Source organism: Acidisarcina polymorpha, assembly GCF_003330725.1.
Classification (GTDB): domain Bacteria; phylum Acidobacteriota; class Terriglobia; order Terriglobales; family Acidobacteriaceae; genus Acidisarcina; species Acidisarcina polymorpha.
On sequence record NZ_CP030840.1, the window covers coordinates 5,756,822 to 5,779,745 of the forward strand.

At 58.0% G+C, this 22,924-nt stretch carries 21 protein-coding genes; 12 read left to right on the top strand and 9 right to left on the bottom strand.

Annotation, left to right across the window (positions count from 1 at the left end; all coding sequences use genetic code 11):
- Positions 1–44 precede the first annotated feature (44 nt).
- Positions 45–1,505 (bottom strand): tRNA lysidine(34) synthetase TilS, encoded by a 1,461-nt coding sequence (gene tilS, locus ACPOL_RS24495; protein WP_114209377.1) that lies wholly within the window; start codon positions 1,503–1,505, stop codon positions 45–47.
- A gap of 110 nt (positions 1,506–1,615) precedes the next feature.
- On the opposite strand from tilS, the gene ACPOL_RS24500 reads away from it, so the two are divergent.
- The 6 genes from ACPOL_RS24500 (at position 1,616) to gltX (ending at position 7,805) form a co-directional block, all read left to right on the top strand.
- The gene (locus tag ACPOL_RS24500) at positions 1,616–2,062 is read left to right on the top strand and encodes a hypothetical protein (RefSeq protein WP_114209378.1); all 447 of its coding nucleotides are present in this window, start codon (positions 1,616–1,618) and stop codon (positions 2,060–2,062) included.
- A gap of 90 nt (positions 2,063–2,152) precedes the next feature.
- Positions 2,153–3,832, top strand: coding sequence for a hypothetical protein (locus ACPOL_RS24505; protein WP_114209379.1), 1,680 nt, complete (start codon positions 2,153–2,155; stop codon positions 3,830–3,832).
- A gap of 511 nt (positions 3,833–4,343) precedes the next feature.
- Positions 4,344–5,069, top strand: a complete 726-nt coding sequence (gene ispD / locus ACPOL_RS24510; RefSeq protein ID WP_114209380.1) for a 2-C-methyl-D-erythritol 4-phosphate cytidylyltransferase — start codon at positions 4,344–4,346, stop codon at positions 5,067–5,069.
- An 87-nt stretch (positions 5,070–5,156) separates the two neighbouring features.
- Complete coding sequence (ispF, locus tag ACPOL_RS24515; protein WP_114209381.1) at positions 5,157–5,774, top strand: 2-C-methyl-D-erythritol 2,4-cyclodiphosphate synthase; 618 nt, start codon at positions 5,157–5,159, stop codon at positions 5,772–5,774.
- A 179-nt stretch (positions 5,775–5,953) separates the two neighbouring features.
- Complete coding sequence (locus ACPOL_RS24520; protein WP_114209382.1) at positions 5,954–6,241, top strand: DUF805 domain-containing protein; 288 nt, start codon at positions 5,954–5,956, stop codon at positions 6,239–6,241.
- 100 nt (positions 6,242–6,341) lie between these two features.
- Complete coding sequence (gene gltX / locus ACPOL_RS24525; RefSeq protein WP_114209383.1) at positions 6,342–7,805, top strand: glutamate--tRNA ligase; 1,464 nt, start codon at positions 6,342–6,344, stop codon at positions 7,803–7,805.
- A 35-nt stretch (positions 7,806–7,840) separates the two neighbouring features.
- On the opposite strand, the gene ACPOL_RS24530 is transcribed toward gltX, so the two are convergent.
- The 5 genes from ACPOL_RS24530 to ACPOL_RS24550 all read right to left on the bottom strand — a co-directional run bounded on the left by ACPOL_RS24530 (position 7,841) and on the right by ACPOL_RS24550 (position 11,525).
- Entirely contained in the window at positions 7,841–8,377 is a 537-nt protein-coding gene (locus tag ACPOL_RS24530) for a cupin domain-containing protein (RefSeq protein WP_114209384.1), read from the bottom strand.
- 93 nt (positions 8,378–8,470) lie between these two features.
- On the bottom strand, positions 8,471–9,124 hold the full coding sequence (eda, locus tag ACPOL_RS24535; RefSeq protein WP_114209385.1) for a bifunctional 4-hydroxy-2-oxoglutarate aldolase/2-dehydro-3-deoxy-phosphogluconate aldolase: 654 nt from the start codon (positions 9,122–9,124) through the stop codon (positions 8,471–8,473).
- Positions 9,125–9,134: 10 nt separating this feature from the next.
- A complete protein-coding gene (locus ACPOL_RS24540; protein WP_114209386.1) occupies positions 9,135–10,250 on the bottom strand; it encodes a sugar kinase in 1,116 nt (371 codons plus the stop codon).
- Between the two features lie 81 nt (positions 10,251–10,331).
- The gene (locus ACPOL_RS24545; protein ID WP_114209387.1) at positions 10,332–10,817 is read right to left on the bottom strand and encodes a protein-disulfide reductase DsbD domain-containing protein; all 486 of its coding nucleotides are present in this window, start codon (positions 10,815–10,817) and stop codon (positions 10,332–10,334) included.
- A 42-nt stretch (positions 10,818–10,859) separates the two neighbouring features.
- Positions 10,860–11,525 carry a TlpA family protein disulfide reductase gene (locus ACPOL_RS24550; protein WP_114209388.1) on the bottom strand — a complete coding sequence of 222 codons (666 nt, stop codon included), beginning with the start codon at positions 11,523–11,525 and terminating at the stop codon, positions 10,860–10,862.
- A gap of 70 nt (positions 11,526–11,595) precedes the next feature.
- Between ACPOL_RS24550 and ACPOL_RS24555 the strand changes: the two genes are divergently transcribed.
- Both ACPOL_RS24555 and ACPOL_RS24560 read left to right on the top strand, forming a co-directional pair.
- A complete protein-coding gene (locus ACPOL_RS24555) occupies positions 11,596–12,573 on the top strand; it encodes a KpsF/GutQ family sugar-phosphate isomerase (protein ID WP_114209389.1) in 978 nt (325 codons plus the stop codon).
- Between the two features lie 84 nt (positions 12,574–12,657).
- Positions 12,658–13,215 (top strand): peroxiredoxin family protein, encoded by a 558-nt coding sequence (locus tag ACPOL_RS24560; RefSeq protein WP_114209390.1) that lies wholly within the window; start codon positions 12,658–12,660, stop codon positions 13,213–13,215.
- An 18-nt stretch (positions 13,216–13,233) separates the two neighbouring features.
- On the opposite strand, the gene ACPOL_RS24565 is transcribed toward ACPOL_RS24560, so the two are convergent.
- On the bottom strand, positions 13,234–13,569 hold the full coding sequence (locus tag ACPOL_RS24565; RefSeq protein ID WP_114209391.1) for an STAS domain-containing protein: 336 nt from the start codon (positions 13,567–13,569) through the stop codon (positions 13,234–13,236).
- Between the two features lie 184 nt (positions 13,570–13,753).
- On the opposite strand from ACPOL_RS24565, the gene ACPOL_RS24570 reads away from it, so the two are divergent.
- A complete protein-coding gene (locus ACPOL_RS24570) occupies positions 13,754–15,508 on the top strand; it encodes a proline--tRNA ligase (RefSeq protein WP_114209392.1) in 1,755 nt (584 codons plus the stop codon).
- A gap of 144 nt (positions 15,509–15,652) precedes the next feature.
- Positions 15,653–18,313 (top strand): PBP1A family penicillin-binding protein, encoded by a 2,661-nt coding sequence (locus ACPOL_RS24575; protein WP_236657002.1) that lies wholly within the window; start codon positions 15,653–15,655, stop codon positions 18,311–18,313.
- 60 nt (positions 18,314–18,373) lie between these two features.
- On the opposite strand, the gene ACPOL_RS24580 is transcribed toward ACPOL_RS24575, so the two are convergent.
- Both ACPOL_RS24580 and pstS read right to left on the bottom strand, forming a co-directional pair.
- Positions 18,374–19,285: a DNA-formamidopyrimidine glycosylase family protein gene (locus tag ACPOL_RS24580; RefSeq protein WP_114209393.1), complete on the bottom strand. Its 912-nt coding sequence runs from the start codon at positions 19,283–19,285 to the stop codon at positions 18,374–18,376.
- Between the two features lie 106 nt (positions 19,286–19,391).
- The gene (gene pstS / locus ACPOL_RS24585; RefSeq protein WP_114209394.1) at positions 19,392–20,474 is read right to left on the bottom strand and encodes a phosphate ABC transporter substrate-binding protein PstS; all 1,083 of its coding nucleotides are present in this window, start codon (positions 20,472–20,474) and stop codon (positions 19,392–19,394) included.
- A gap of 177 nt (positions 20,475–20,651) precedes the next feature.
- Here pstS and ACPOL_RS24590 point away from each other — a divergent pair, with 177 nt between their 5' ends.
- Complete coding sequence (locus ACPOL_RS24590; protein WP_114209395.1) at positions 20,652–21,212, top strand: type 1 glutamine amidotransferase domain-containing protein; 561 nt, start codon at positions 20,652–20,654, stop codon at positions 21,210–21,212.
- A 239-nt stretch (positions 21,213–21,451) separates the two neighbouring features.
- Complete coding sequence (locus tag ACPOL_RS24595; RefSeq protein ID WP_114209396.1) at positions 21,452–22,912, top strand: glycoside hydrolase family 125 protein; 1,461 nt, start codon at positions 21,452–21,454, stop codon at positions 22,910–22,912.
- Positions 22,913–22,924: the final 12 nt, after the last annotated feature.

The window sequence follows — 22,924 nt, forward strand, 5'->3', positions numbered from 1 at the left end:
ACTGCTTCCAGAGCCTGGGCCAAAATTTCCATGCAGAACCGATGCTAATTCAACGGTGAGGCAACGATCACGAGGGCTGCGTCCTTAGCGGCTTTCGATTCAATGTCGAGACCTTTCACCCACACAATCTCACCTTGCCACTCAAGCATCGGGGGTTGACTGTCGCGAGGAAGCCGCGCCCGCTGAAGGGCCTCCTTGATCTTCAGCGGCGAGCGGCTATAGCGCAGCGTCACCCGATCCCCCGGACGGCTGGCGCGAAGCGTGGCAGAGGGAAGCGGCGCCAGGCTCGGTTCTGTGACGGTCACGTCAAGATGCAGTCCGAATGCTGGCGCATCCACAACACCAGGAACCGGCAGTGTGTATTCGACCGAAGCAGAAAGCACATCACCGGCTGCAATCCCCATCGGTTCGCGAAGGAGACGCAGTTCCCGGGGCGTTCTTTCGGCGCGTAAGCCTCCAGACAAGTCCAGCCTGGAGCTATCCGCGCTGCCATAGCTATCTGAGCCCTCAGAGTCGCCAAGCCCGCACAAGCTGAGCAACCGCTCGGTATCGGCAAAGGATGCGGTACCGCCGAGTTGCTCGACTGCAGTGCGCACGATTCGGCGTCGAAGCGCCGGGTGCAGCGAACGCAAGCGCTCGATTTCGATGGCCAGAGAGTCGCTCCCGGTCAGGGTGTTCGTCGCCCGCCCACCGCCGCGAACAGCTCGTCCGGGAAGAAAGAGGGTAGGCAAGAGGCGCGAAAGTTCGGCTTGCCAATACGCATCTTCGTCGCGGGCGAGGACGGCGAGCTGGGCAAGCTGCTTTCGGATCTCAGGGTTGAAGGTCCCCAGCTTCGGCAACAAGTCATGGCGGATACGGTTGCGGGTATACACAAGATCGAGGTTGGAGGAGTCTTGGCGCCACGGCTGCTGAATGGCCTTCAGCCAAGCCTCGATCTGCTCGCGGGTGGTATCTAGAAACGGCCTCACGATCAATGCCTGCCTGTTGGGCGCAGATTGCTTGGTGGGCCCGGGCTGTTTGGTGGGCGGTCTTAACACGGGGTGAATTCCGGATAGCCCCTCAGTCCATGCGCCGCGAAGCAGCCGGTGCACGACAGTTTCGGCCTGATCATCGAGGGTATGGGCGGTGACCAGGACATCTGCCTCCGCTTGCGCTAGAAGCTTCCAGAACCAGGCATATCTGAGATTGCGGGCACTTTCTTCGAGACCTTGCCGATGGGCCGCTGCCTCTCCCGGAGTATCTACAGACTGGGGGTGAACGGCTAGGTCAAACTGGGCAGCCAAAGCGCGTACGAAGGCTTCGTCTCCATCGGACTCTGCTCCCCGGATGCGGTGATTCAGATGAGCAACCGAAAGGACGATCCCGAGCCTGTCTCTCCACGCAAGGAGGGTCCGCAGCAAGGCGACAGAATCAGCACCCCCTGAGCAGGCGACGATGATTCGCATTCCTGAAGCGAGGTACCGGGTGTTCAGGAGCGGCGTATTGATGGTTGCGTTCTGGGTCATACCAAGTTGGGATTATTCACTTGCCAAGAAGCATCGCTTTGGAACTCTTATGCCTCCAGCAAGGCGCAATCGTGTTTCGATTGTTATCATCGCAAATCAGAGGACATGCCATGAGCAGGCTATCTGCGAAGGCCATCGTGATCGGGGGGCTGGCAGGTATTCTGACCTCCGGGTTGGGAGCGGTTTTGCTGGTTTCCTTGGTCATGTCCCGCCTTGGGACGCTCCATTCTACGCGGAGTCATGCGCATACGACCGTCGCCCTCGCCATGCAAAGGAGCGGACCGGTTCAAGCTGCGGAACTTCTCTTGGGCTTCGGCAGCTCAGTTCTGGGAGGCTACATCGCAGCCCGGCTTTCGGGCCACGATGAACTGGTCAATGCCGCCTGTTCGTCGTTGATCTGCCTGTCTGTTGGGATCCTCAGCCTGGCATCGGGGCATGATTCGCAGTCGTTGATCGTGCAGGTTCTTATCCTTCTGGCTAGTCCACTTTTTGGACTTTTTGGCGGTTATCTCCACCAGTTGTGGACACGGCGCTCGTCAGCTCCAAACCTGGCCTGAAGGTTAAATTCAGGTAACCAACTTGTAACACGCGAATGGTATCGTCCCGATTGGCGGAAATCTCATTTCCGCTGTTCTGGAGGCGAAAATATGAAGTTGTACTCTTCCCCACGGCTATACCGGCGCGAAACGCTGCGGCGGACTGCCGCAGTCGTTGCTCTGGGCGCGCTGACCGGCAGTCTTGCGGTTGCCGCCGACGACCATTCCCCGGCCAAGCCACAATCCTTTTTTACTCCCGGAAATCTGGTGTTGAGCCGGAGTGTTTACGACAACAAGGCGAGCAATGTCACGGTCGGCGAGGTGCTGCCGCCGGGTTGCGCGAGCACATCGGTTGGCTGCCCCGCTGGGAGCAAGGCCACCAACAGTGGCATCTATCCATTCGTTTTCAATAATGTCCTGGCCGATGGCAGCTTCGGCATCACTTCACCGATCTATCTAGATCAGATCGCTCCGGATGGAACGATCATTAACAGCCTGGAAGTGCCGAACAGCAGAGAAGCCGGAATTCAAGAAGGCAGAAGTCAGCTGGTAACCAGCTTCAGCTCGAAGTCAGAGGTCGGACTGCATCTGTCGACCGATGGTCAATATTTAGTATTCATGGGATATGTCGCTCCGGTAGATGCGCTCGACGTTTCTAATTCGAACACGCCAGGCGCCATTGATCCCACGAATCCAGTCGGGGAGACCTATTTCAGGGCCGCTGCCCGGGTCGACAGGCGCGGCAAGTTTTCCTTTACCGAGACAAACGCATATAGCGGGAACAACGGACGCGCTGCAATCCTGAACAACAGCGATGGAAACTTCATTTTCTATAGTGCCGGCAACGCCGGCAACGGCAACAATCCTCAGCCCGCTGGCGTCGTCTTAGGGGCGGGCGCACAGATCTTCGATTTCGCAGGAGAGCCGGAGAGCGAGCAGGAGCCAGGAACTCCGACACCAGTAGGCAGTTTCTCGGTGACCCAGCTTGGCGCGAAGGCGGACAAGATCGGAAAGGACGATAACTTCCGCGGGATTGCGATCTTCAACAACGTCGTGTATTTCACTAAGGGAAGTGGTGGAAACGGCGTCAATACGGTGTATTTTCTCGACACGACGGGTGCTGCCTGCCCCAAGGGAGTGGGCCTTCCGTCGACCTCGGCGACCCTGCCGACGACCCCGATCGTTCCGGGACCTACGTTGACAACCACCGGGCTGCCTAGCAACATGTGCATCCTGAAGGGCTTTCCCTCGATCCCGAACAAGACCGCGACGGTGACTGCGTTCCCGTTCGGGTTGTGGTTTGCGAATGCGACCACGCTCTACGTTGCGGATGAAGGTGACGGCTACACGGGCGGCCTCGACCTTTATAGCCACGCCGCCAAGCAAACCACTGCCGGGCTGCAGAAGTGGGTCTTCGATTCGGTTTCGCAAAGCTGGAAGCTGGCCTATGTTCTGCAGAAGGGTCTGCGGCTTGGGGGTCCGAACCTGATCACCGGGTACCCGACGGGCATCAACGCGGCCACCGGACTTCCATGGGCTCCGGCAGCAGACGGTCTCCGCAACATTACCGGCAAGGTACTTCCCGGCGGCAAAGTATCGATCTGGGGGGTCACTTCGACGATCAGCGGCAACGGAGATACGGGCGCGGATCCGAACACGCTTGATCAAGTGATCGACGTGCTCGCGAACACCGACCCATCGGTGGCTGCAGGTGAATCCTTCGTTCGGCTTCGTCACGCGAAGAGCGGCGAGGTTTATCGCGGCATCTCGTTTACGCCGGGCTCGAACTAAGAACGGCGCTCTGCAACTATCTGCAAAAGCAAGTGACGGCGGATGTTTAAACACATCCGCCTTCGTTGTCTCTCCCCTTGAAGTGCGCCGACCGTAGGGAACGCAGCCTGACGAGAGAGAATTTAGGGACCGATTTAGTCGAAGCCTTGAATGTGACCGGTACGCGGGAGACGGTCACGATCATGCCGGGCGTGTTGGGCAATGAGAAGGCACTGGTCACAACGCGGGAGTTCTGGCATTCGCCGGATTAAGAGGTGAATGTCTCGGTGACGCGTAAGGACCCTCAGGAGGGAACCCAGGTAATTCACTTGAGGGATCTTTCGCGGTCGGAGCCGGATCCGGCCGTATTCGAGACGCCGGCCAACTTCACTATGCATGACCTTCGACAGCCCAGTCAGGCCACGCAGTAAACAGTCCCCGCCGGGTGAGACGTTCGTTTCTCGCGGCGGCCTTCAGGTTTTCAAGCCATCGGACAAGGAACTTAGGCTCCATCCTGTATACTCCTGATGCTATGCGGGTTTATGTCATTCTACCGGCGGCTGGGCTGGGTACACGTATGGCGGCGGGAGCCGGCTCCTCCCCCGCGCCAAAACAGTTTCTCGAACTTCGTGGAACGCCAATCCTCATTCACACGCTGCGCGCCTTTCTTGACCTGCCTGCGATCGCCGGGATCTTTGTGGCGGTGCGCAAGCCGGAGATCCCGCGATTAGAGGCTTTGCTGGATGCCCATCGGATCGCAACCAAGGTCACCATCGTCGAGGGAGGCGACACTCGACAGTTAAGTGTCGCCAATGCGCTGGCAGCGATCCACGGGGACGATGACGACATCGTCCTGGTGCACGATTCCGTGCGGCCGCTGATCGATGCGGCGGTGATCTCCCGTACTATCGAGGCTGTGGAACGGCATGGCGCCGCGATCGTGGCCCTGCCGGCCGTCGACACCATCAAGCAAGTAGAGCGGACCGCCCATGGCGCAATCATCACCTCGACGATTCCGCGTGAATACGTTGTGCAGGCGCAGACGCCGCAGGGCTTTCGTCTAGGATTGCTGAAGCGGGCATTTCGTGAGGCCGCAGTCGATGGGTTTGTGGGGACTGACGAGTCTTCGGTGGCAGAGCGCGCAGGCATTGAGGTGGCTGTGGTACCGGGGACGGTCGAGAACCTGAAGATCACTCAGCAGAGTGATCTCGATTTGGCGGAATTCTTTCTGACCCAGCGCGAAAAGGGTCGAGGGTGAAGATAATGCCAACAAGCGTCGGAAGCGGGTGTGCTTCGCGGTAAGATTCAAAATGGCCTGGCAAGAAATACTACAAGAGATGAGACGATGAGCCTGAGAATCGGTTGTGGCTGGGATTCACACGCATTTACCGCGGGGGTGCCGCTGCGCATCGGCGGTCTTCACATCGAGCACCCAGAAGGCCTCGCGGGCCACTCCGACGGCGATGTGCTACTGCATGCGATCACCGACGCGCTGTTGGGAGCGGTGAGCGCGGGCGACATTGGCAGTTTCTTCCCACCGGGAGACCCGCGTTGGAAGGACGCCGATTCGGCAATCTTTCTGAATTTGGCGCTGGAAGAGGTCCAGAATGCCGGATACCGCATCGTCAATATAGATACCACGCTGATCCTGGTCTCGCCGAAGATCCGGCCGATCGCCCACGAGATGCGCGATCGCATCGCCGATATGCTCGACGTCGAACCGGCTTGTGTCGGGATTAAAGCCAAGACTCCTGAGGGGCTGAACCTCGATCATGTAGCCCAGGCGCAAGCGGTGGTATTGCTGGAGAAGGTTGAAGACCCGGAAGAGTTAAAGAGCATGACGGCAGTCATCGAGAGCCAGCGTCAGTTGGAAGATGTGGTCGAGAACTTGGTCAGCACCGTGCACGGGGTACCTCGGCGGCGGGCGGTCATCCCGGCCTTTGACACCGAAGACATCACCTGAGGTTTTCGCAACCGCTCCTTTCGATTGAGATAGGTGGAGCGGGCCGCCGCTCAAAATGCCGCTCCTCGCCTCGGCCGCGCCCGGCTACTGTGTTGGTGAGTCGGTGTCTCCTTGACGTGCATGCGAGTTGATTGCATGCGACGGATCAGGTAGTGTGGGCGCAGTGCAAAGGAGATCGCATGAACGCTCCCACGCTTGATCCGACCCAGATCGCTGCCATCGCGATCCCTATGATTTTCCTGGGATTGATCTTTTCGGTAGTGATGGTCATTCCTTATTGGTTCATCTTCAAGAAGGCTGGTTTTAGCCCCTGGCTCGCAGTGCTCATGTTCGTTCCTCTGGCAAACATTATCATCGTGTATGTCGTGGCGTTCTCCCAATGGAAGGTTGTGCCGATACCGCCTTACTCAGTGACCGCGCATCCTCATCAGAACTACCCCCCGCAGGTATATCCTCCTCAGACATAGAACCGCTCGAGTTAGAGGATCCGGCATAACCGGGAGGGGTCGTGCGCCCTCCGGTCAACTCCGAAGGGCCAAATGCTTTAGCATCTGAAGTTGAGACACTATGGCAGAGACATCTTCGGCACCACGAGTACGTTTTGCGCCTTCCCCTACCGGCTACCTGCACGTAGGTGGTGCGCGGACCGCGCTGTTTAACTGGCTATTCGCCCGGCATACCGGCGGTACGCTGATTCTTCGTATAGAAGATACTGATTTTGAACGCTCCTCCGAGGAGATGGTCGGCGGCATTCTCGACGGAATGACCTGGCTCGGCCTGGATTGGGACGAAGGCCCCTTTTATCAGTCCAAACGGCTCGATCTCTACAAGGCGGCGGCAGAAAGACTGATTGCCAGCGGGAGCGCGTACCCCTGTTTTTGCACAAAGGAAGAACTGGAGCAGCGGCGCGCTGAGGCGGCAGCGGCAGGCAGACCGCCCATGTATGACCGGCGCTGCCGCAGGCTGACAGCGGAAGAAGTGGCGGCGAAGCGGGCGTCGGGCGGATTGGCGGCGATCCGATTCGCGGTCCCTGAGGGCGGATCCACCAGCTTCGACGACGCCGTCTTTGGACGAATTGAATTCGCGAACAGCGAGATTGAAGATTTCGTGCTGCTGCGATCCGACGGCATCCCGACCTACCACCTGAGCGTGGTCGCCGATGATATGGAGATGCGGTTGACGCATATCATTCGCGGCGCGGACCATATCTCGAATACGCCCAAGCAGGTGCTCCAGTATCTCGCTTTGGGCGCGGAGTTGCCGGTATTCGCTCACGTCCCGCTCATTCTCGGGCCGGACAAGACGCGGCTCTCGAAGCGCCATGGAGCCACCAGTGTTCTCTCGTACAAAGAGATGGGGATTGTTCCGGAAGCCTTTCGGAATTTTCTAGCACTGCTGGGATGGAGTCCGCAGGCGGCCTCAAAGGACCGCGAGATCTTTGCTTCGGAAGAGCTGATCCAGCTTTTTTCGCTGGAGGGAATTTCAAAGTCGAATGCGGTCTTCGATAACGATAAGCTGGCTTGGTTCAACACGGAATATATTCGCGCTTACTCAGCCGAGAGGCTGCTGCCCTTGATCGAAGAGGAGTGGGCGAAGGCTGGTTTTGAACCCCTCTGCACAACCGAAGAGATTCTGGCGATTATCGACCTGCTCAAGCCGCGAGCACGCAGCTTGAAGGATTTCGCGGGTGCGTTCAAGGCCTACTTCAGTGATGAATTTGAATTCGATACCGCCGCTGTGACCAAGTTCTTTAAGGATGAGGCAGTGCCGGCGCTCCTGGTTGAGCTGGGGTTCCGCTATGAAGGGGCGGAAGAATTCAGCGAGGCCTCAGCAGAGCAGATACTGCGGCAATTTGCAGAAGAGAAGGGCATTAAGGCCGGCGCGTTGATCAACGGTTCGCGGGTGGCGCTGACCGGCCAGGGCGTGGCTCCGAGTTTATTCGCTGTCATGGTCACCCTTGGGAAGCAGAGGGTGGTGCGCCGGCTGAAGGCTGCCGGAGAAATCGCAGTCGTGACCCAGGGGTTGAGCTAGAGCGTTGGCCGCAGCTTCCTATCTATCCGCACACTTTATGGCGCAGACGATTCCTGCACTTTGACGACGAAGTAGAGAATGGTCGCTCCCTTTTCGAGCGTCATCCGGTGCGGCTCCCCCGCGGGAATGTGGACGATATCACCCGCATGAAGCGCGCGCTCTTGATAGTTTTCAAGAGCTGGGCCCTTTTCCTCTCCAGGGGAAACGGTTGTCGTTGGAGCGACCATTCTTCCGCCACTCTGAAGACTAGCCGAGCCGCGAATGATGATGAAAACATCTGCAAGTTTTTCATGCACCTCAGCCTGACCACTTCGATCGCGGTACGCGAGCATCGTGTAGTGGCCTGGATAATGGGCCAGGATTTCACTCGAAATACCGCTTGCCGCTGCCTCTGACGCTAAGGCAGATTCCTTCTGACGCAATTGTTCCGGGGTGTAGGAATCCACATTGAACGAACCTGTCGCGGGCGATGCGTCGGCTTTGGCGTTCTGCGCGATAAGGTGAGGTGTAATCAGGAGGCACAGGCAGGCCACGACTGGCGTCGTGAGATTGCGGAATCGTTCTGTCTTCATGCCTACTAATCTCATCTGCCGAGCCGTTCGCCGTCAAACGCGGGAATACTTTTGCTGCCGCTGTATCTACCTAATGCAGGAAGCTACAGGCCACTAGCGCTTGGCGGCGCGATGGTTTTCGACAGCAGCTCGATATTGTCGCGCTACCTCAGTAATTTTGTCATGGTCGCCTCTGCGGGCTGCGTGGACATCGGCCAGGTCGGCGCCTACACCCAAGGCAAATGCTCCAGCGTTCAGGAATTCATGCGCGCTCGCGACGGAGATACCACCAGTGGGGATCATCCGCACCTGCGGCAACGGAGCCTTGAGCGACTGAATGTATCTCGCGCCTCCCATAGCGCTGCAAGGGAAGATCTTGACCGCTGAAGCGCCGGATTGCCAGGCGCGGACCACTTCGGTTGGCGTCAATGCACCGGGAAAGCAGGGAACTCCGTAGCGATGGCAGAGCTCCACCGTGGCCGCGTCGAAAGCGGGGCTCACCACAAACCGGGCGCCGGCAGAGATGCAGGCCCGGGCGGTCTCGGCATCGAGGACGGTGCCCGCTCCGATCAAGCCGCTGGAGTCTGCACGTTCCAGCTCTTTTAATACGTCAAGCGCATTCGGCACCGTCATGGTGATCTCGAACACCGTGATGCCGCCGGCCTCGATGGCGTGCACCAGCGCCAACGCCTCCTCGAAGCTGCTGCCGCGAATTACGGGAATCACGCCACATTGTTCTATCTGGATGAGTATGTCTTCCCTGGTCATGAATGTCCTTTCAGCGAATCATCGTGGCAGCGCCGCACTCCATGAGCCGTTCGACGTCCGCGAGCGTCGCCATAGAGTTATCCCCCGGCGTGGTCATGCAGAGCGCGCCATGAGCGACGCCACAGTCGAGCGCCCATGCGAGCGGCTTTCGATTCATGATCCCGTAGATGAGGCCGGCGACGAATCCATCTCCGCCGCCAATCCGGTCGAGAATGGCAACATCGTTGTAGTGTCTCGAGCCCGCATAGTCCCCGTCATAATAGGCGAAGGCGCTCCAGTCATGGAGCGAGGCGTGATGGACGTGGCGGAAGGTGGCTGCCAGCAATTTCAGTTGAGGAAACTCCGACCGCGCCTTATCGAGGACCGCGACGAATCGTTCGGCGTCGGGTGCGGGATAGCTCCTGTATTCACTCGGCTCGTCGCTCAGGAAGGCGAAATGCCCTTCGTTGCCAATCACTACATCCATCAATGGGGCAAGTTTTCTTATCAGCGCTCTGGCGCCCTCGACACCACCCTTATCGCGCCAGAGAGATGCCCGGTAATTCAGATCGAAGGACACCATCACCCCGTGACGGTGAGCTGCCCGCATGGCTTCTTCAGTTACCAGGGCAGCTTCTGGAGAGAGCGCCGCATAGACTCCGCCGGTATGGAACCACCGCACTCCCTCGTCGCCGAAGAGCCGGTCCCAGTCGATGTCCCCAGGCTTCAACTGGGCGACCGCCGTGTGCCCGCGATCGTAGCATGCGCTACCTGGCCGCAAGCCGAAACCTCGTTCCGCGAAATACAACCCGTTCCGGACTGACTGGCCGATACTATCGAAAGAACGCCAGAGAATCTGCGAGGTGTCGACGCCGCCCTGGTTTATCAGGTCTTCAACAAGGCGCCCAACCTGGTTATCGACGAGCGCGGTACAGATCGTCGTGCGTTGGCCGAAGACCCGCTGCAAACCACGGATGACGTTATATTCGCCGCCTCCCTCCCACACCGAAAAGCTTCGAGTCGTGGCGGTTCGTCCGTCGCCTGGGTCAAGACGCAGCATGACCTCTCCGAGCGCAGCTACATCCCACTTACACTCTCCGGCGGGCCGGCATTCCAACTGGCGGCTGACCTTGTTCTTCTCTTCCATCAATGTCTCTTACCTGAGCGAACGATCCCTGAAGACATTCGAGCCTTGCCTGACACGGCTGTGTCACAAATCAACTGTGGCCTACTTGGCGATGACGTCGATCGCCACTGGGATCGTCTTTGGTGGATAGCAGGACCTGGAATCGCAGGCCTGGTAGCGCAAGGAGGCCTGAAGAAGATATTGTCCGGCTGGAGCTGCGAGATGTGCGTGCAGGACGAACTCTCCGCTATAGACGCTGAGCTTTTCGCTGGGTGCGAAGGCGAAGGCGTAGTCGGTGCCTGAGGGAAATTCGACGCCCGTAACCTTGAGGGCGTTCATCTCGACGACGGCGAGATTCGTAGGGATCAGGCTCTTTTCACGGGGAGTGTGAGAGTTGATATGAAGGCCGTCGGCGACGCGGAAGTGAAGATCGACCGGCGCTGGTTTACCGGCAGGAATCGAGACCTGTTCGGGAAAGAGAAAGGTCACCGATGACGGTGTGCCCCTAGAGGACTGGATCGCCTGATTTGCAGGTAAATCCTGGGCGCCGGCCGCTGCGCACCCAAGCAACAAGAGAACGGAAACCATGGTAGCGAGGTTCCGCCCCACTTTCGGCTGATGGCGCACGGCCTACTGGCCTCCGCCGGCGAGTGCCTTCTTGATGTTGGCTTCGATCTCGTCGCGGTCGGCGAGTCCTATGATCTGAGCAGTGACCACGCCGTTACGGTCGACATAGAAGGAATTAGGCAGGCCGTCCAGTCCTCCGTAAGGTTTGGAGATCGAGTCGCCTCCGAGCAGCACCGGATAGTCGACTCCGAGAGCAGTTGCTGACTTGACGACTCCCTCCTTGTAGGAGGCGAACGCTTTGGGATCGTCGTCGTAATTGTCGGATTCGATACCCAAAACCTCGAATCCCTGAGCTTTGTATTGGTCGCGTAACTTGACGATCCAGGGCATTTCAAGCTTGCAGGGACCGCACCAGGTGGCCCAGAAATTCAACAGGACGGCCTTGCCCTTGTAGTCGGCGAGCGAGACTTTCTTGCCGTTGATGTCCTGAAGGGTGAAGCCGGGCGCCGGTTTGCCCTTCATGGGCTGAGGCTGGGCAATCTGTCCGTCGTTCGCCGCCTCTGATCCAGCATTGGCTGGCGGCGATTGGCCATCGGGCACAAGCACCATCTCCGGCGCATGTTGCGCCCCAGCCTGCATCTTGCGGCGCTGATATTCCTTGAAGCCAGAAAAAGCCATCAGCCCTAGGGCCGCGACCAGAATGAGTGCGACGATTGCTTTTCTTGCCATGCCACTCTGATTCTATAGGTTCGCCTAAGGTTACGGGGCGGGTCTGGTAGCATCAGGTGTTTGTTTCGTTATGTCTGAATTAAGCGCAGCCCAACTCGTTCGCATCGAAGCCGCGGCCCTCGAAGCGCTCGCGCTGCGGCTGGATGGCGTCATGAAGCCGGCCTTTGAGCGGGCGGTCGAACTTGTTTTGCAATGCGGCCAAACGCGCGGCCGGGTGGTGGTTACCGGCATGGGCAAGAGCGGCATCATCGCCCAGAAGATCGCCGCAACACTGAGCTCAACGGGAACTCCAGCGCTTTTTCTTCACCCCGCTGAGGCCGTTCATGGGGATATTGGCGCACTGGCTGCCGGAGACGTCGTGCTCGCGCTCTCGGCAAGCGGCGAGACGGAAGAGATTCTGCGTCTGCTGGTGATGCTGAAGCGGATTGGCGACGCGTTGATCAGCTTCTGCTGCAATCCGCAAGCGACGCTGGCGCTGGCCAGCGATGTGGCCCTCGACTGCTGCGTGGCCCAGGAGGCTTGCGCGCTGGGGCTCGCCCCGACGGCCTCGACAACGGCGATGCTGGCTTTAGGGGATGCGTTAGCTATCGCTGTCTCGCAGCGGAAGGGCTTTCGCGCAGAAGATTTCGCCGACCTCCATCCAGGCGGGAAGCTGGGCCGGAAGCTGGCGCGGGTTCGCGAACTGATGCATTCGGGCGAGGCGATCCCCCAGGTCGACCCGCAGACGCGGATGAGTGAAGTGATTTACGAAATGTCCAAGAAGCGGCTGGGCGTGACGACGGTCATTGAAGCGGGCAGGCTCGTCGGTCTTATCAGTGACGGCGATCTGCGGAGGCTGCTGCAGCGCGACGGTGCGAGCGTGCTGGACAAGACAGCGGCAGACGCGATGAATCAGTCCCCGCGAACCATTTCAGGAGAGGAACTCGCGGTGCGGGCTTTGGGAGTCATGGAGGAGGCCAAGATTACTTCGCTGGTGGTCATCGATGAGCAGCGGCTCGTGCTCGGCGTTGTGCACCTTCATGATCTGTGGCAGGCGGGTGCCTTCTGATTTCCCTCAAGCTAAGGCCCAAAACTTTATCTGTAATCTCAGCCGGATTTGGTAGTCAGACAGGTACAGTCTTCCGGAGAAATTATGAAAAAGCTGGCCTGCTCGATCGTCATCGCACTCTGTTTCTTCGCCTTTTCTGCGCCATCGTTTGCTTCAGAGCCGCCATCCGTTGGGCAAAAAGCGCCTGATTTTGAACTGAGCAATGTGCTGGGGAAGAAGGTCAGTCTCAGTTCGGTCCTGCAGAGCAGCCCGGTTGTACTGGTTGTGCTGCGCGGCTATCCAGGCTACCAATGCCCATTCTGCGTGAAGCAGGTGCATGATTTCGTCCAGCACCAGGCAGCCTTCGAGCAAGCGGGGTACCGGGTGGTCTTTGTCTATCCTGGACCGCCTGCTCAACTCGGCGATCACGCGCAAGAGTTCCTCAAAGATGCGCAATTCCCAAGCTCTTTTGAGATGTTGCTGGATCCCGGGTATTCCTTCACGAATGCCTATGGCCTGCGTTGGGATGCTGCCAACGAAACCGCCTATCCTTCAACTTTCCTGATCAGCAAGGACGGGAATATCTTCTTCTCGATGAGCAGCAAGATGCACGGAGGAAGAAGCTCGGCTGCGGAGATCCTTGCGGCCCTTCCGAAGAAGTAACCGGTTTGGGCCGGGTCGCTACTCCGCGTCGCCCGCGGTCGGAACCAGCTTCAGCAGTTTGTCAGTATTGGTCAACTCGAAGAGCGTTTTGACACGGTCGTTGACACCGGCCAGCACCAGCTTGCGATGGTTTTTGGTGCAGGAGATGTGAAAATTGATGATGGCTCCCATACCCGCTGAATCCATATAAGGCACTTTGCTCAAATCCAGGATGGTTAGAGGAGCGCTATCCTTGCGCAATTCAGCCTGGAAGGCAAAGAGGTTGCTGAGGGTCAGTGGCCCTTCAAACTCGAGAACGAGGGTATCAGCGCTCTTGCCTGGATGGGAGTTGATCGAAAGTGGGTCTTGTTGCATATGGTCTTCCAGAGTAAAGACACCAACAGCTTACACGATGAACGAGTCATGAATACAAATAGGAGAGGGATTCGTTCGGTAATGCGGGGGAGGGGCCTTCGCAACGGCTAAAATAAAGTACTGACCTCTTCAAAATAGCGGCGTGGAAACCGAAACGCGCGCAGGAAAGCAAGTAACGCAAAACATGCATCGTTGGTCGAAACTGTTTGTCCCCACTCTACGCGAAGCTCCGGCGGACGCCGAAGTAGCCAGCCACAAGTTCCTGCTGCGTGCCGGGTATATTCGGCAGTTGGGCGCTGGGATCTATTCCTATTTGTTTCTGGGCAACCGATCGGTCAATAAAATCGTCGGCATTGTTCGCGAGGAGATGGACAAGATTGGCCAGGAGTTCTTCCTGCCGGCGATCCATCCCAGAGAGATCTGGGAGGCGAGCGGCCGCTGGACGACTATGGGCGACAATATGTTCCGGCTGAAGGACCGGAAAGGCGCCGACCTCGCGCTGGGCATGACCCACGAAGAAGTGATGACCGACATCGCCCGCAAGGAGCTGCGCAGCTACAAGCAGCTGCCTCAGATCTGGTACCAGATTCAAACCAAGTTCCGCGATGAACCGCGCCCGAAAGCAGGGCTGCTGCGGGTACGGCAGTTCCTGATGAAGGACAGTTACAGCTTCGACATCGATGCGGCGGGTCTGGATAAGAGCTTTGATCTGCATGATGCCGTGTACCGGAGGATTTTCAGCCGATGCGGCTTGCAGTTTGTCGCCGTAGAGGCTGACTCGGGAGCGATGGGCGGCTCGCAGTCGCAGGAGTTCATGGTCTATACAGACGCCGGCGAAGACCTGATCGTCAGCTGCCCAACGGGCGATTATGCGGCAAATCTGGAGAAGGCGACCTCGCAGTTGCCGGTCGAGGAGGACCTGCCGCCGAGCGGCGATGGTCTGCCTGAACTGGTGCATACGCCGGGAAAAGGCGCGATTGCGGATGTTGCGGAGTATCTTCAGATTTCTCCGAAACAGGACATTAAGTGTGTCGCGTATATGGCGCTGCGGGCAGGTAAATGGCTCCCAGTCACGGTGTTTCTGCGCGGAGATCACAGCGTCAATGAGGCAAAATTAAGCGCCTTAGTTGGTGCAGTCGATTTACGTTCAATGGTTGCGGAGGAACTTGAACAATGGTTTCATGCGCCGGCCGGCTTTCTCGGCCCGGTTGGAATCGCGGCAGCCAAGGATCTGGAGTCTGCGGAAATGTTGGTGATTCTGGATACCGCCCTTGTTGGGCGTAAAAACATGATTTGCGGCGCCAACAAACTGGACTACCACCTGCGCAACGTCACACCGGGGCGGGATTTTCAATGGACACTTGTGGCTGATGTTCGCAATGTGGCTGAGGGGGAAGGCTGTCCGGTTTGCGGAACTCCGCTCAAAGTCGCCAAGGCGGTTGAGATCGGACACATCTTCAAACTAGGGAAGAAGTACACCACCGCGATGGGCGCGAGTGTGCTCGACGAGGCCGGCAAGGAAGTAACGCCCATTATGGGCAGTTATGGCATCGGGATCGAGCGCATTTTAACCGCAACGATCGAGCAGAACAACGACAAGAACGGCTTTTGGCTGCCAGCGGCCATTGCTCCGTTCGAAGTGGTGGTCACGATCACGAACACCACCGACCCGAAACTCGTCTCTACTGGAGAGGCAGTGGCGGCGCAATTAGAGGCGGCGGGGTTCGATGTGATTCTGGATGACCGCGACGAACGCGCGGGGGTCAAATTCAAAGATGCTGATTTGATTGGCATCCCGTATCGTGTGAACGTTGGCAAAAGAGCAGCCGAGGGCAAAGTGGAATTGGTGATCCGGTCGACATCGACAAGCCAGGATGTTGAGATGGACCAAATCGCAAGCCTGATGACGGGTTTGATTCCGGAGAGTTCGCGGCCCTAGTGTTTTTGCATCTAGTGATTTGGCGGATATCTTTTGGGTCAACAAGGTCACCAATGAGGAAACCGGGGCCTTTGACCGTAAGAGAGATCCGGTAGCTTTGTGGAGATGACGCCAAAGGAAACAACTTGAGGTTGGAATAATTTCGTGGCAGTTAAAGTGAAGATCGGGAGTGTGGGTTCGGGCAAACTGCAACGCAGCCTGCTGATGGCGTCGGCGGCAGTGGTTGCGCTGGGATTGCTGGTTGGCGGTTTGGTGTTTGGCTACTACTGGTTCAAGTACAAGCATATTGTCGATGAACGGCTGACCCAGCCTCTGTTTGAGAACACCGCAAAGATCTATGCCGCGCCTCGAGAGGTCCGTCCGGGGCAGCGCCTGAGTGCGCATTCCGTGGCTCAGGAGCTTCGCAACGGGGGTTACAGCGAAGACGGGGCGGCTTCGCAATCCCCAATGGGTCACTTCAGCGAGTCCGCCGACTCCATCGAGATCCATCCCGGCCCCGAGTCGTATCACTCCGAAGACGGCGCCACCATCAGCTTTGAGAACGGCAAGGTATCGCAGATTACCGGCGATGGCAATGTCAACCTCAATGCCTATGAGCTGGAACCGCTGCTGATCACCGGGCTTTCTGAGGACAAGAGCCGCACCAAGCGGCGGCTGGTCGACTACGATGAGCTTCCCCAAAATCTGGTTCATGCAGTCGTCTCTATCGAAGATCACCGTTTTTTCCAGCACGGCGGCGTGGACTACATCGGCGTACTCCGCGCGATACGAAATGACTTGACCCACCGGCACAATTACACCGAAGGCGGCTCGACGCTGACCATGCAACTGGCGCGAGGGTTCTTTCTGACGCCCGAAAAACGCATCAAGCGCAAGCTGATCGAAATCGTGATTACCTACCAGTTGGAGAGCCGGTTCAATAAGCAGAAGATCTTCCAGCTTTACGCAAACGAAATCCCGCTCGGCCAGCAGGGGAGTTTCGCGATAAACGGATTTGGCGAGGCAGCTCGAGCTTATTTCAACAAAGATGTTCGTCAACTCGATCTCGCCGAGTGCGCTTTGCTGGCGGGGATGATCCAGAGTCCCAGCCGGCTGAATCCTTATCGTCACGCGGAGCGGGCGATGACGCGGCGCAATCTGGTTCTCGACACCATGGTCGAGACCGGCTCGATCACCAAGGCGCAGGCGGAAGCGGCCAAGGCGGAGCCGCTGAAGCTTGCTCCCACCAATGTGAACGCCGGGGAAGCGCCTTACTTCGTCGACCTGGTGCGCGAACAGCTCACCCAGAAGCTGGGAGAAAACAGCTTCAACCGCGAAGGTTTGAGGATCTATACGTCGCTTGATCCGGAGCTGCAACATGCGGCGACCCAGGCGGTGGAGGTCGGTTCGAAGCTGGTCGATGAACTGGTGCTGAAGCAGCATACCCGCAAGGAAAAAGATGGAACGATCACCACTACGGGGGAGATCTCGTATCCACAGATTTCGCTGGTGGCGCTGAATCCGCATACCGGCCAGGTGTTAGCGCTGGTCGGCGGCCGCAACTATGGGATCAGCCAATTGAACCATGCGGTCGCCAAGCGGCCAACCGGTTCCATCTTCAAGCCGTTTGTGTACGCCAGCGCGTTCAATTCGGCGGTTGCGGGGACGAAGTTGGACAGCGACGGCACGGATGCCCTGTTCACCCCGGTGACCATGTTGAACGACGAGCAAACCACCTTCACCTACGCCGGGGACCAGGAATACAACCCAAAGAATTACAAGGACGAGTATCACGGAGAGGTCACGGCAACCTATGCTTTGGCGCATTCGCTGAACAACGCGACGATCTCGTTGGCACAGATGGTGGGTTTCGGGAATGTCGCCTCGCTGGCGCGGTCGGCGGGCATTCGCTCGGCACAGGGGACGCCGTCGGTTGCGTTGGGGACTTATAGTGCGTCTCCGCTCGATATGGCTGGAGCCTACACGGTGTTCGCGAATGGCGGCATCAAAATCGATCCCTGGTTGCTCGCCTCGGTGCGCTCGGCCTCGGGCGATGTGCTGAACGACTACACTCCGACGTCAAAGCCGGTGCTTGATCCGCGCGTGGCCTACCTCACCACCAGCATGATGGAAGGCGTGATGAACTTTGGCTACGGCTACGCAGTGCGGCAGCGCGGCTTCTTGGCGCCGGCGGCAGGGAAGACCGGAACCTCGAATGACGCCTGGTTTGCCGGTTATACGAGCAATTTGATTTGCATTGTTTGGATTGGCAACGACGACTACAAGGACGTGAAGCTGCAAGGCGCGGTAGCCGCCGCCCCGATCTGGGCGGAGTTCATGAAAGCCGCGGTCAAGCTGCCCCAATATTCAGACACCCGTGAGTTTGTTCCGCCTACAGGGGTGACGGTCGTGCAGCTCGACAAGGAGACCAACCTGTTGGCCGACGCCAGCTGCCCGAGCAAGACCTACAACGCAGCCTTCCTGCAAGGCACCGAGCCGACCGACACCTGCGACCATCTGAATGGAGACCAGCGCAGCATCTTCCAGAAGCTGTTCGGTCTGGGGGATAAGAGTACGATGCCGGCCTTACCGCCCGGCACTCATCCGACCGTAGTTGGCCAGCCGGCATTGCCGGCACAGACCGCGCAAACCGGTCAGGTTCAGACTTCCGCATCAGCGCAGAGCCCCAATCCGGCGGTCGCCGAGGATAGTCAACCCAAGAAAAAGAAGGGGTTTTTCAGCAGGCTGTTCGGCGGGGGGAAGAATGAAGACAAGAAGCCCGCTCCTCAGCCGACGCAACCTCAACCCAGCGCTCCACAACAGTAACGAAGCTCTGTCTGCCGCTGGCGCAGCCAGCTTCTGGCTTGAGCCCGATAGCGGACAAGTTCAAGAGCATCCGATCCTGGTGCGCCGCACCGGAGTCGACCAGCCCTCGACCTCGCCTCCTCCGCCATCATTCGCCGCAAGCGGCAAAGGCTGGCATTGCGGGCACCAGTAAGTGGAGCGTGCGCCAACGCCCTGTTTTCGCATGAGGATGATTGTTCCGCAGCGGCGGCATTGCTTGCCACGGCGGCCGTATACCCACAGGCGAGCTCCCGGATCGGCCGCTCCGGTGGTCCGCCTTCCCCCGGAATAGGTGACGATCCCAGGTCCCGCCGATTCGGAGACATTGGCTGCCAGGAGCCTCCGCGCCGTGCTCATCAAACACTCCACCTGGGCGGAACTCAGCGCGGAAACTCTAGTGAAGGGGCTGACCCCGCAGCTAAAACAGATCTCCGATTTGAAGACATTCCCGATGCCTGCGAGTACTTGCTGGTTCAGCAGCACATTGGCGACCTCTTCTTCACCGCGGAGAACCAGGCGCTTGATAGCCTCGTCTTCAGAGAAGCTGCCCTGAAGCAGATCGGGCCCGAGCTTCGGGATGCTGGTATTTCGCTCGAGCGTTCGTGCGGTATGGAAGCTGGCGACCGGGACGTCGAAGGCAACCGCCTCAAAATCGTTGGTCGCAATTACGGCGCGCATGTGGATCCGGGTGCGACGCCAGCGCTCTCCGCGGCGGTAGATGTGCCAGCTGCCGCTCATCAACATGTGAGTCACCAGGATCAAATCGCCGGTGAAGTGAATCAGCAGCCACTTGCCGCGGGATTCCACCCGCTCGACTATCCGCCCTACAACTGGCGTTTGGTCATGAACACTCGCCAGCTGTGCGTAGGCGGTTTCAAAAGCGGTGACCTGTTTGCCCTGCAGCGCCAGATTAAGGGCGCGGGCAGAGCGGAAAATAGTATCTCCCTCAGGCATGAAAACATTCTAGTTGCTGAGTAGAAGCAATGAACCAGTCGAAGCCAAATCAGCGCCCTGTGTGGGCGCTGATCAAAGGGTCGGGCGGCCTTGGCTGAAGAAGATGCTACTGGATCGGCTGGCTGTTCGTGGTCATTTGATTGAGGGACTGATCGTTGTACTGCTTGACGGCGTCCGGCAGAGGCGCATAGGAGAGAGTCCCGGCAACCGTCTGGCCGTCGGTAATGACGTAGTGAATAAAGCTCTTCAGAGCGCTACGCTTGCCAGCGTCGGTTCCGTCCTTCGGAATGATGAGAAAAGTGAGAGTGGAGATGGGATAAGCGTCGGCTGCGGACGCCGGCGGGTTCACGATCGGGATGCGCGGGTCTTTCGTCAGTTGGTCGGCAAACGCAGCGATGGCGGCGGTGGTGCTTTCGGCGCTGGGAACGATGTACTTGTTTGCCTGATTGCCGATGGATGCGATGGGAAGCTTGTTCTGTGTGGCAAACGTGAGTTCGACGTAACCGATAGCGCCTGGGGTCTGGCGGACCTGGCCGGTGACGCCTTCGCTGCCTTTACCGCCGAGATCACCGGGCCACTGTACTTGAGTTCCCGCGCCGATCTTGGTCTTCCATTCCGGACTGACCGCTGCCAGGTAGGTGGTAAAAGCATTCGTCGTACCGCTGCTGTCGGCGCGATGGACGACGACGATCTTCGTATTGGGTAGCGTTACCCCGGGGTTGTCCTTGGCGATAGCGGGATCGTGCCAGGTCTTAACTTTCTTGAGGAAGATGTCGGTGAGGGTTGTGCCGGAGAGTTGGAGCGGCTGCTTGAGATCAGGCAGGTTGTAAGTCACGACCACCGGGCCGGCGCTCTCGGGGATTTGAATCACGGGCTTCATTCCGGCCAGTGCAGTATCGTCAAGCGGTGCGTCCGAGGCGCCAAAATCTACGGTACCGGCCTTGACCTGCTGGATGCCCCCGCCGCTGCCGATCGACTGATAATTGATCTGGGTATTGCTGTGGGTCTTTGAATAGTCTTGTATCCACCGCTGCATGACTGGATACACAAACGAGCTTCCCGCACCGTTCAGGCTGACGTTCTCTGAGCCGCTGCCCCCGCCGGAGTTGCAGGAGGAAAGGCAGAGCGCGAGCGCGGCGCCGGCCAGGGAGACCTTAACACTTGCAGATGCACGAGTTGCTAACTTCATAAAGGTTGTCTCCTCAGATATATACAAATCATACGTGTCACCATGCTAGACAGAGATTGCCTGTAGAGACTTGAATTCACGATAAATTTACCGCGGGTTGAAAAGGGATGGATTCTCTTCCGGAAAGCAACGGATGTCGGGGGACCTGGTTCTTATGGTAGGAATGGAGGTAAAACGATGGCACAGCTACAAGGCAAGAAGATCGCAATCGTCGCTACGGATGGGGTAGAAGCCGTAGAGTTGACCGAACCCAAAAAGGCGCTCGAAGCGGCCGGAGCCAAGGTGGACGTGATCTCGTTGAAGGCGGGAGAGATCAAGGGCTTCAACTTTGACGATCCAGGACCAAAGATCAAAGTGGACAAAGAAATCGGACAGGTTAAACCGGAAGACTATGACAATCTGGTCCTCCCCGGTGGGGTGGCAAATCCCGATAAGCTGCGGACGCACCCAGAAGTGGTGAAGTTTGTGAAAAGCTTTTTTGATGCAGGGAAGACGGTCGCATCCATTTGTCACGGGCCGTGGACGTTGATCGAAGCAGATGTCGTAAAAGGCCGTACGCTGACCTCCTGGCCTTCGCTGAAGACTGATATCACGAATGCCGGCGGCAATTGGGTGGATAAAGAAGTTGTGAACGACAAAGGCTTGATTACCAGCCGCAAGCCGGACGACCTCCCGGCCTTTAATAAGACGATGATTGAAGAGTTCGCACATGCCAGCTCGTTAGCTGGTGCTCGGTAGGCACGGTTCTTGTTCGTCACGGTTCTTGATCAAGGTTGCTAAAATCCCTGGCCTTCGGGCCGGGGATTTTTGCTTCTGAACCATTTGTGTTCCAGCGACTCGATAGACTTTTAGAGCAGGAGTACGAATCATGTCCTGTGCCGGGGTTCACTCGGTAGCTCTTTTCCTGATGGAAAAGACCTACCGAGTTCGGATCTTCGCATGATGACAGCTTATTTCTGCTTAAGCTGGAGCCGAGAATGACATTTTCAGAAGTTCTTACCCGCCGGGAGCTCGTGCGAAATCTTTCGCTGGCCGCCGGAGGGCTTTATCTTTCACCGCACACCTTGGGACTTGCCGCATCGTCCTCATTTCCATCCAAGCGTCCCCAGCCATCAGCGCGGAGGTTTCGCAGCCCTGCTGTCGATGCAGCGATCGACTCGGTTTCGAGTAAGATCTCCGATCCGGAGCTTGCGTGGCTCTTCTCAAACTGCCTGCCGAATACGCTCGACACCACCGTGACCTTCGGAGAGTTTGAAGGGAAGCCGGATACGGTCGTCGTCACCGGGGACATTCCCGCGATGTGGCTCCGGGACTCGTCCGCGCAAGTCTGGCCATACCTGCCCTTTGTGAAGGCTGATCAGAGTCTCGCGCGGTTGATAGAAGGAGTGATCCGGCGACAGACCCGCTGCATCCTGATTGATCCTTACGCGAATGCGTTCATGAGTGATCTCAAGAGCGCCGAACCGCTGCCCTGGAGCAAGACCGACCATACCACAATGAAAACCGGGGTTGGGGAACGCAAGTGGGAGGTCGACTCCCTTTGTTATCCGGTTCGGCTGAGCTATCAATACTGGAAGGAAACTGGTGACATCGCACCATTTGACGCACAATGGGCGGCAGCGATGCATCTCATCGTCTCTACCTTCAAGGATCAGCAGCGCAAAGGGTCGCAAGGGCCGTATAGCTTCCAGCGTGTTTCTGCTACGCCTACAGAGACGCTGGGGAACGCCGGTTTCGGCGCTCCCACCAGGCCGGTTGGTCTGATCCACTCTGGATTTAGGCCGTCGGATGACGCCTGCGTCTATCCGATGAATATTCCCGGGAACTTCTTCGCGGTGAAGACGCTCTTTCGACTGGAAGAGATGTTGACTGAGATTACCCACGATGCAGCTTCAGCTCGCGAGGCGGCGTTGCTTCGCGAAGAGATCTCGTCTGCATTGAGGAATTATGCTCCTGGGAAACACCCCACTGCGGGCGAAATCTGGGCGTACGAAGTCGATGGTCTTGGGAATGCGATCTTCATGGATGACGCCAACGTCCCGAGTCTGCTTGGTCTGCCTTATCTCGAATGCTGCTCGAAGGCCGAACCGATGTACCTGGCGACCCGGAGGTTCGCTTGGAGCGACGACAATCCGTATTTCTATCGCGGATCGGTGGCCGAGGGTATCGGCGGTCCGCACATTGGTCAGGACATGGTCTGGCCGATGTCGATCATCATCCTCGCCCTTACTACGGACGACGAACACGAACAGCTACAATGCCTGCGTTGGCTCAAGAAGAGCAATGCCGGCACCGGCTTTATGCATGAAAGCTTCAACAAAGACGATCCGGGCAAGTTCACACGGGAGTGGTTTGCCTGGGCCAACACTTTGTTTGGTGAATTGATCCTGACGATTGCAAATAGAACGCCGCGTTTGCTGGCGTCGAGCAACATCTAGACGGGCAATCAC

Excerpts from the sequence above, each read along its gene's own strand:
- tilS (WP_114209377.1), bottom strand. The coding sequence starts at position 1,505 with ATGACCCAGAACGCAACCATCAATACGCCGCTCCTGAACACCCGGTAC.
- ACPOL_RS24500 (WP_114209378.1), top strand. The coding sequence starts at position 1,616 with ATGAGCAGGCTATCTGCGAAGGCCATCGTGATCGGGGGGCTGGCAGGT.
- ACPOL_RS24505 (WP_114209379.1), top strand. The coding sequence starts at position 2,153 with ATGAAGTTGTACTCTTCCCCACGGCTATACCGGCGCGAAACGCTGCGG.
- ispD (WP_114209380.1), top strand. The coding sequence starts at position 4,344 with ATGCGGGTTTATGTCATTCTACCGGCGGCTGGGCTGGGTACACGTATG.
- ispF (WP_114209381.1), top strand. The coding sequence starts at position 5,157 with ATGAGCCTGAGAATCGGTTGTGGCTGGGATTCACACGCATTTACCGCG.
- ACPOL_RS24520 (WP_114209382.1), top strand. The coding sequence starts at position 5,954 with ATGAACGCTCCCACGCTTGATCCGACCCAGATCGCTGCCATCGCGATC.
- gltX (WP_114209383.1), top strand. The coding sequence starts at position 6,342 with ATGGCAGAGACATCTTCGGCACCACGAGTACGTTTTGCGCCTTCCCCT.
- ACPOL_RS24530 (WP_114209384.1), bottom strand. The coding sequence starts at position 8,377 with ATGAAGACAGAACGATTCCGCAATCTCACGACGCCAGTCGTGGCCTGC.
- eda (WP_114209385.1), bottom strand. The coding sequence starts at position 9,124 with ATGACCAGGGAAGACATACTCATCCAGATAGAACAATGTGGCGTGATT.
- ACPOL_RS24540 (WP_114209386.1), bottom strand. The coding sequence starts at position 10,250 with ATGGAAGAGAAGAACAAGGTCAGCCGCCAGTTGGAATGCCGGCCCGCC.
- ACPOL_RS24545 (WP_114209387.1), bottom strand. The coding sequence starts at position 10,817 with ATGGTTTCCGTTCTCTTGTTGCTTGGGTGCGCAGCGGCCGGCGCCCAG.
- ACPOL_RS24550 (WP_114209388.1), bottom strand. The coding sequence starts at position 11,525 with ATGGCAAGAAAAGCAATCGTCGCACTCATTCTGGTCGCGGCCCTAGGG.
- ACPOL_RS24555 (WP_114209389.1), top strand. The coding sequence starts at position 11,596 with ATGTCTGAATTAAGCGCAGCCCAACTCGTTCGCATCGAAGCCGCGGCC.
- ACPOL_RS24560 (WP_114209390.1), top strand. The coding sequence starts at position 12,658 with ATGAAAAAGCTGGCCTGCTCGATCGTCATCGCACTCTGTTTCTTCGCC.
- ACPOL_RS24565 (WP_114209391.1), bottom strand. The coding sequence starts at position 13,569 with ATGCAACAAGACCCACTTTCGATCAACTCCCATCCAGGCAAGAGCGCT.
- ACPOL_RS24570 (WP_114209392.1), top strand. The coding sequence starts at position 13,754 with ATGCATCGTTGGTCGAAACTGTTTGTCCCCACTCTACGCGAAGCTCCG.
- ACPOL_RS24580 (WP_114209393.1), bottom strand. The coding sequence starts at position 19,285 with ATGCCTGAGGGAGATACTATTTTCCGCTCTGCCCGCGCCCTTAATCTG.
- pstS (WP_114209394.1), bottom strand. The coding sequence starts at position 20,474 with ATGAAGTTAGCAACTCGTGCATCTGCAAGTGTTAAGGTCTCCCTGGCC.
- ACPOL_RS24590 (WP_114209395.1), top strand. The coding sequence starts at position 20,652 with ATGGCACAGCTACAAGGCAAGAAGATCGCAATCGTCGCTACGGATGGG.
- ACPOL_RS24595 (WP_114209396.1), top strand. The coding sequence starts at position 21,452 with ATGACATTTTCAGAAGTTCTTACCCGCCGGGAGCTCGTGCGAAATCTT.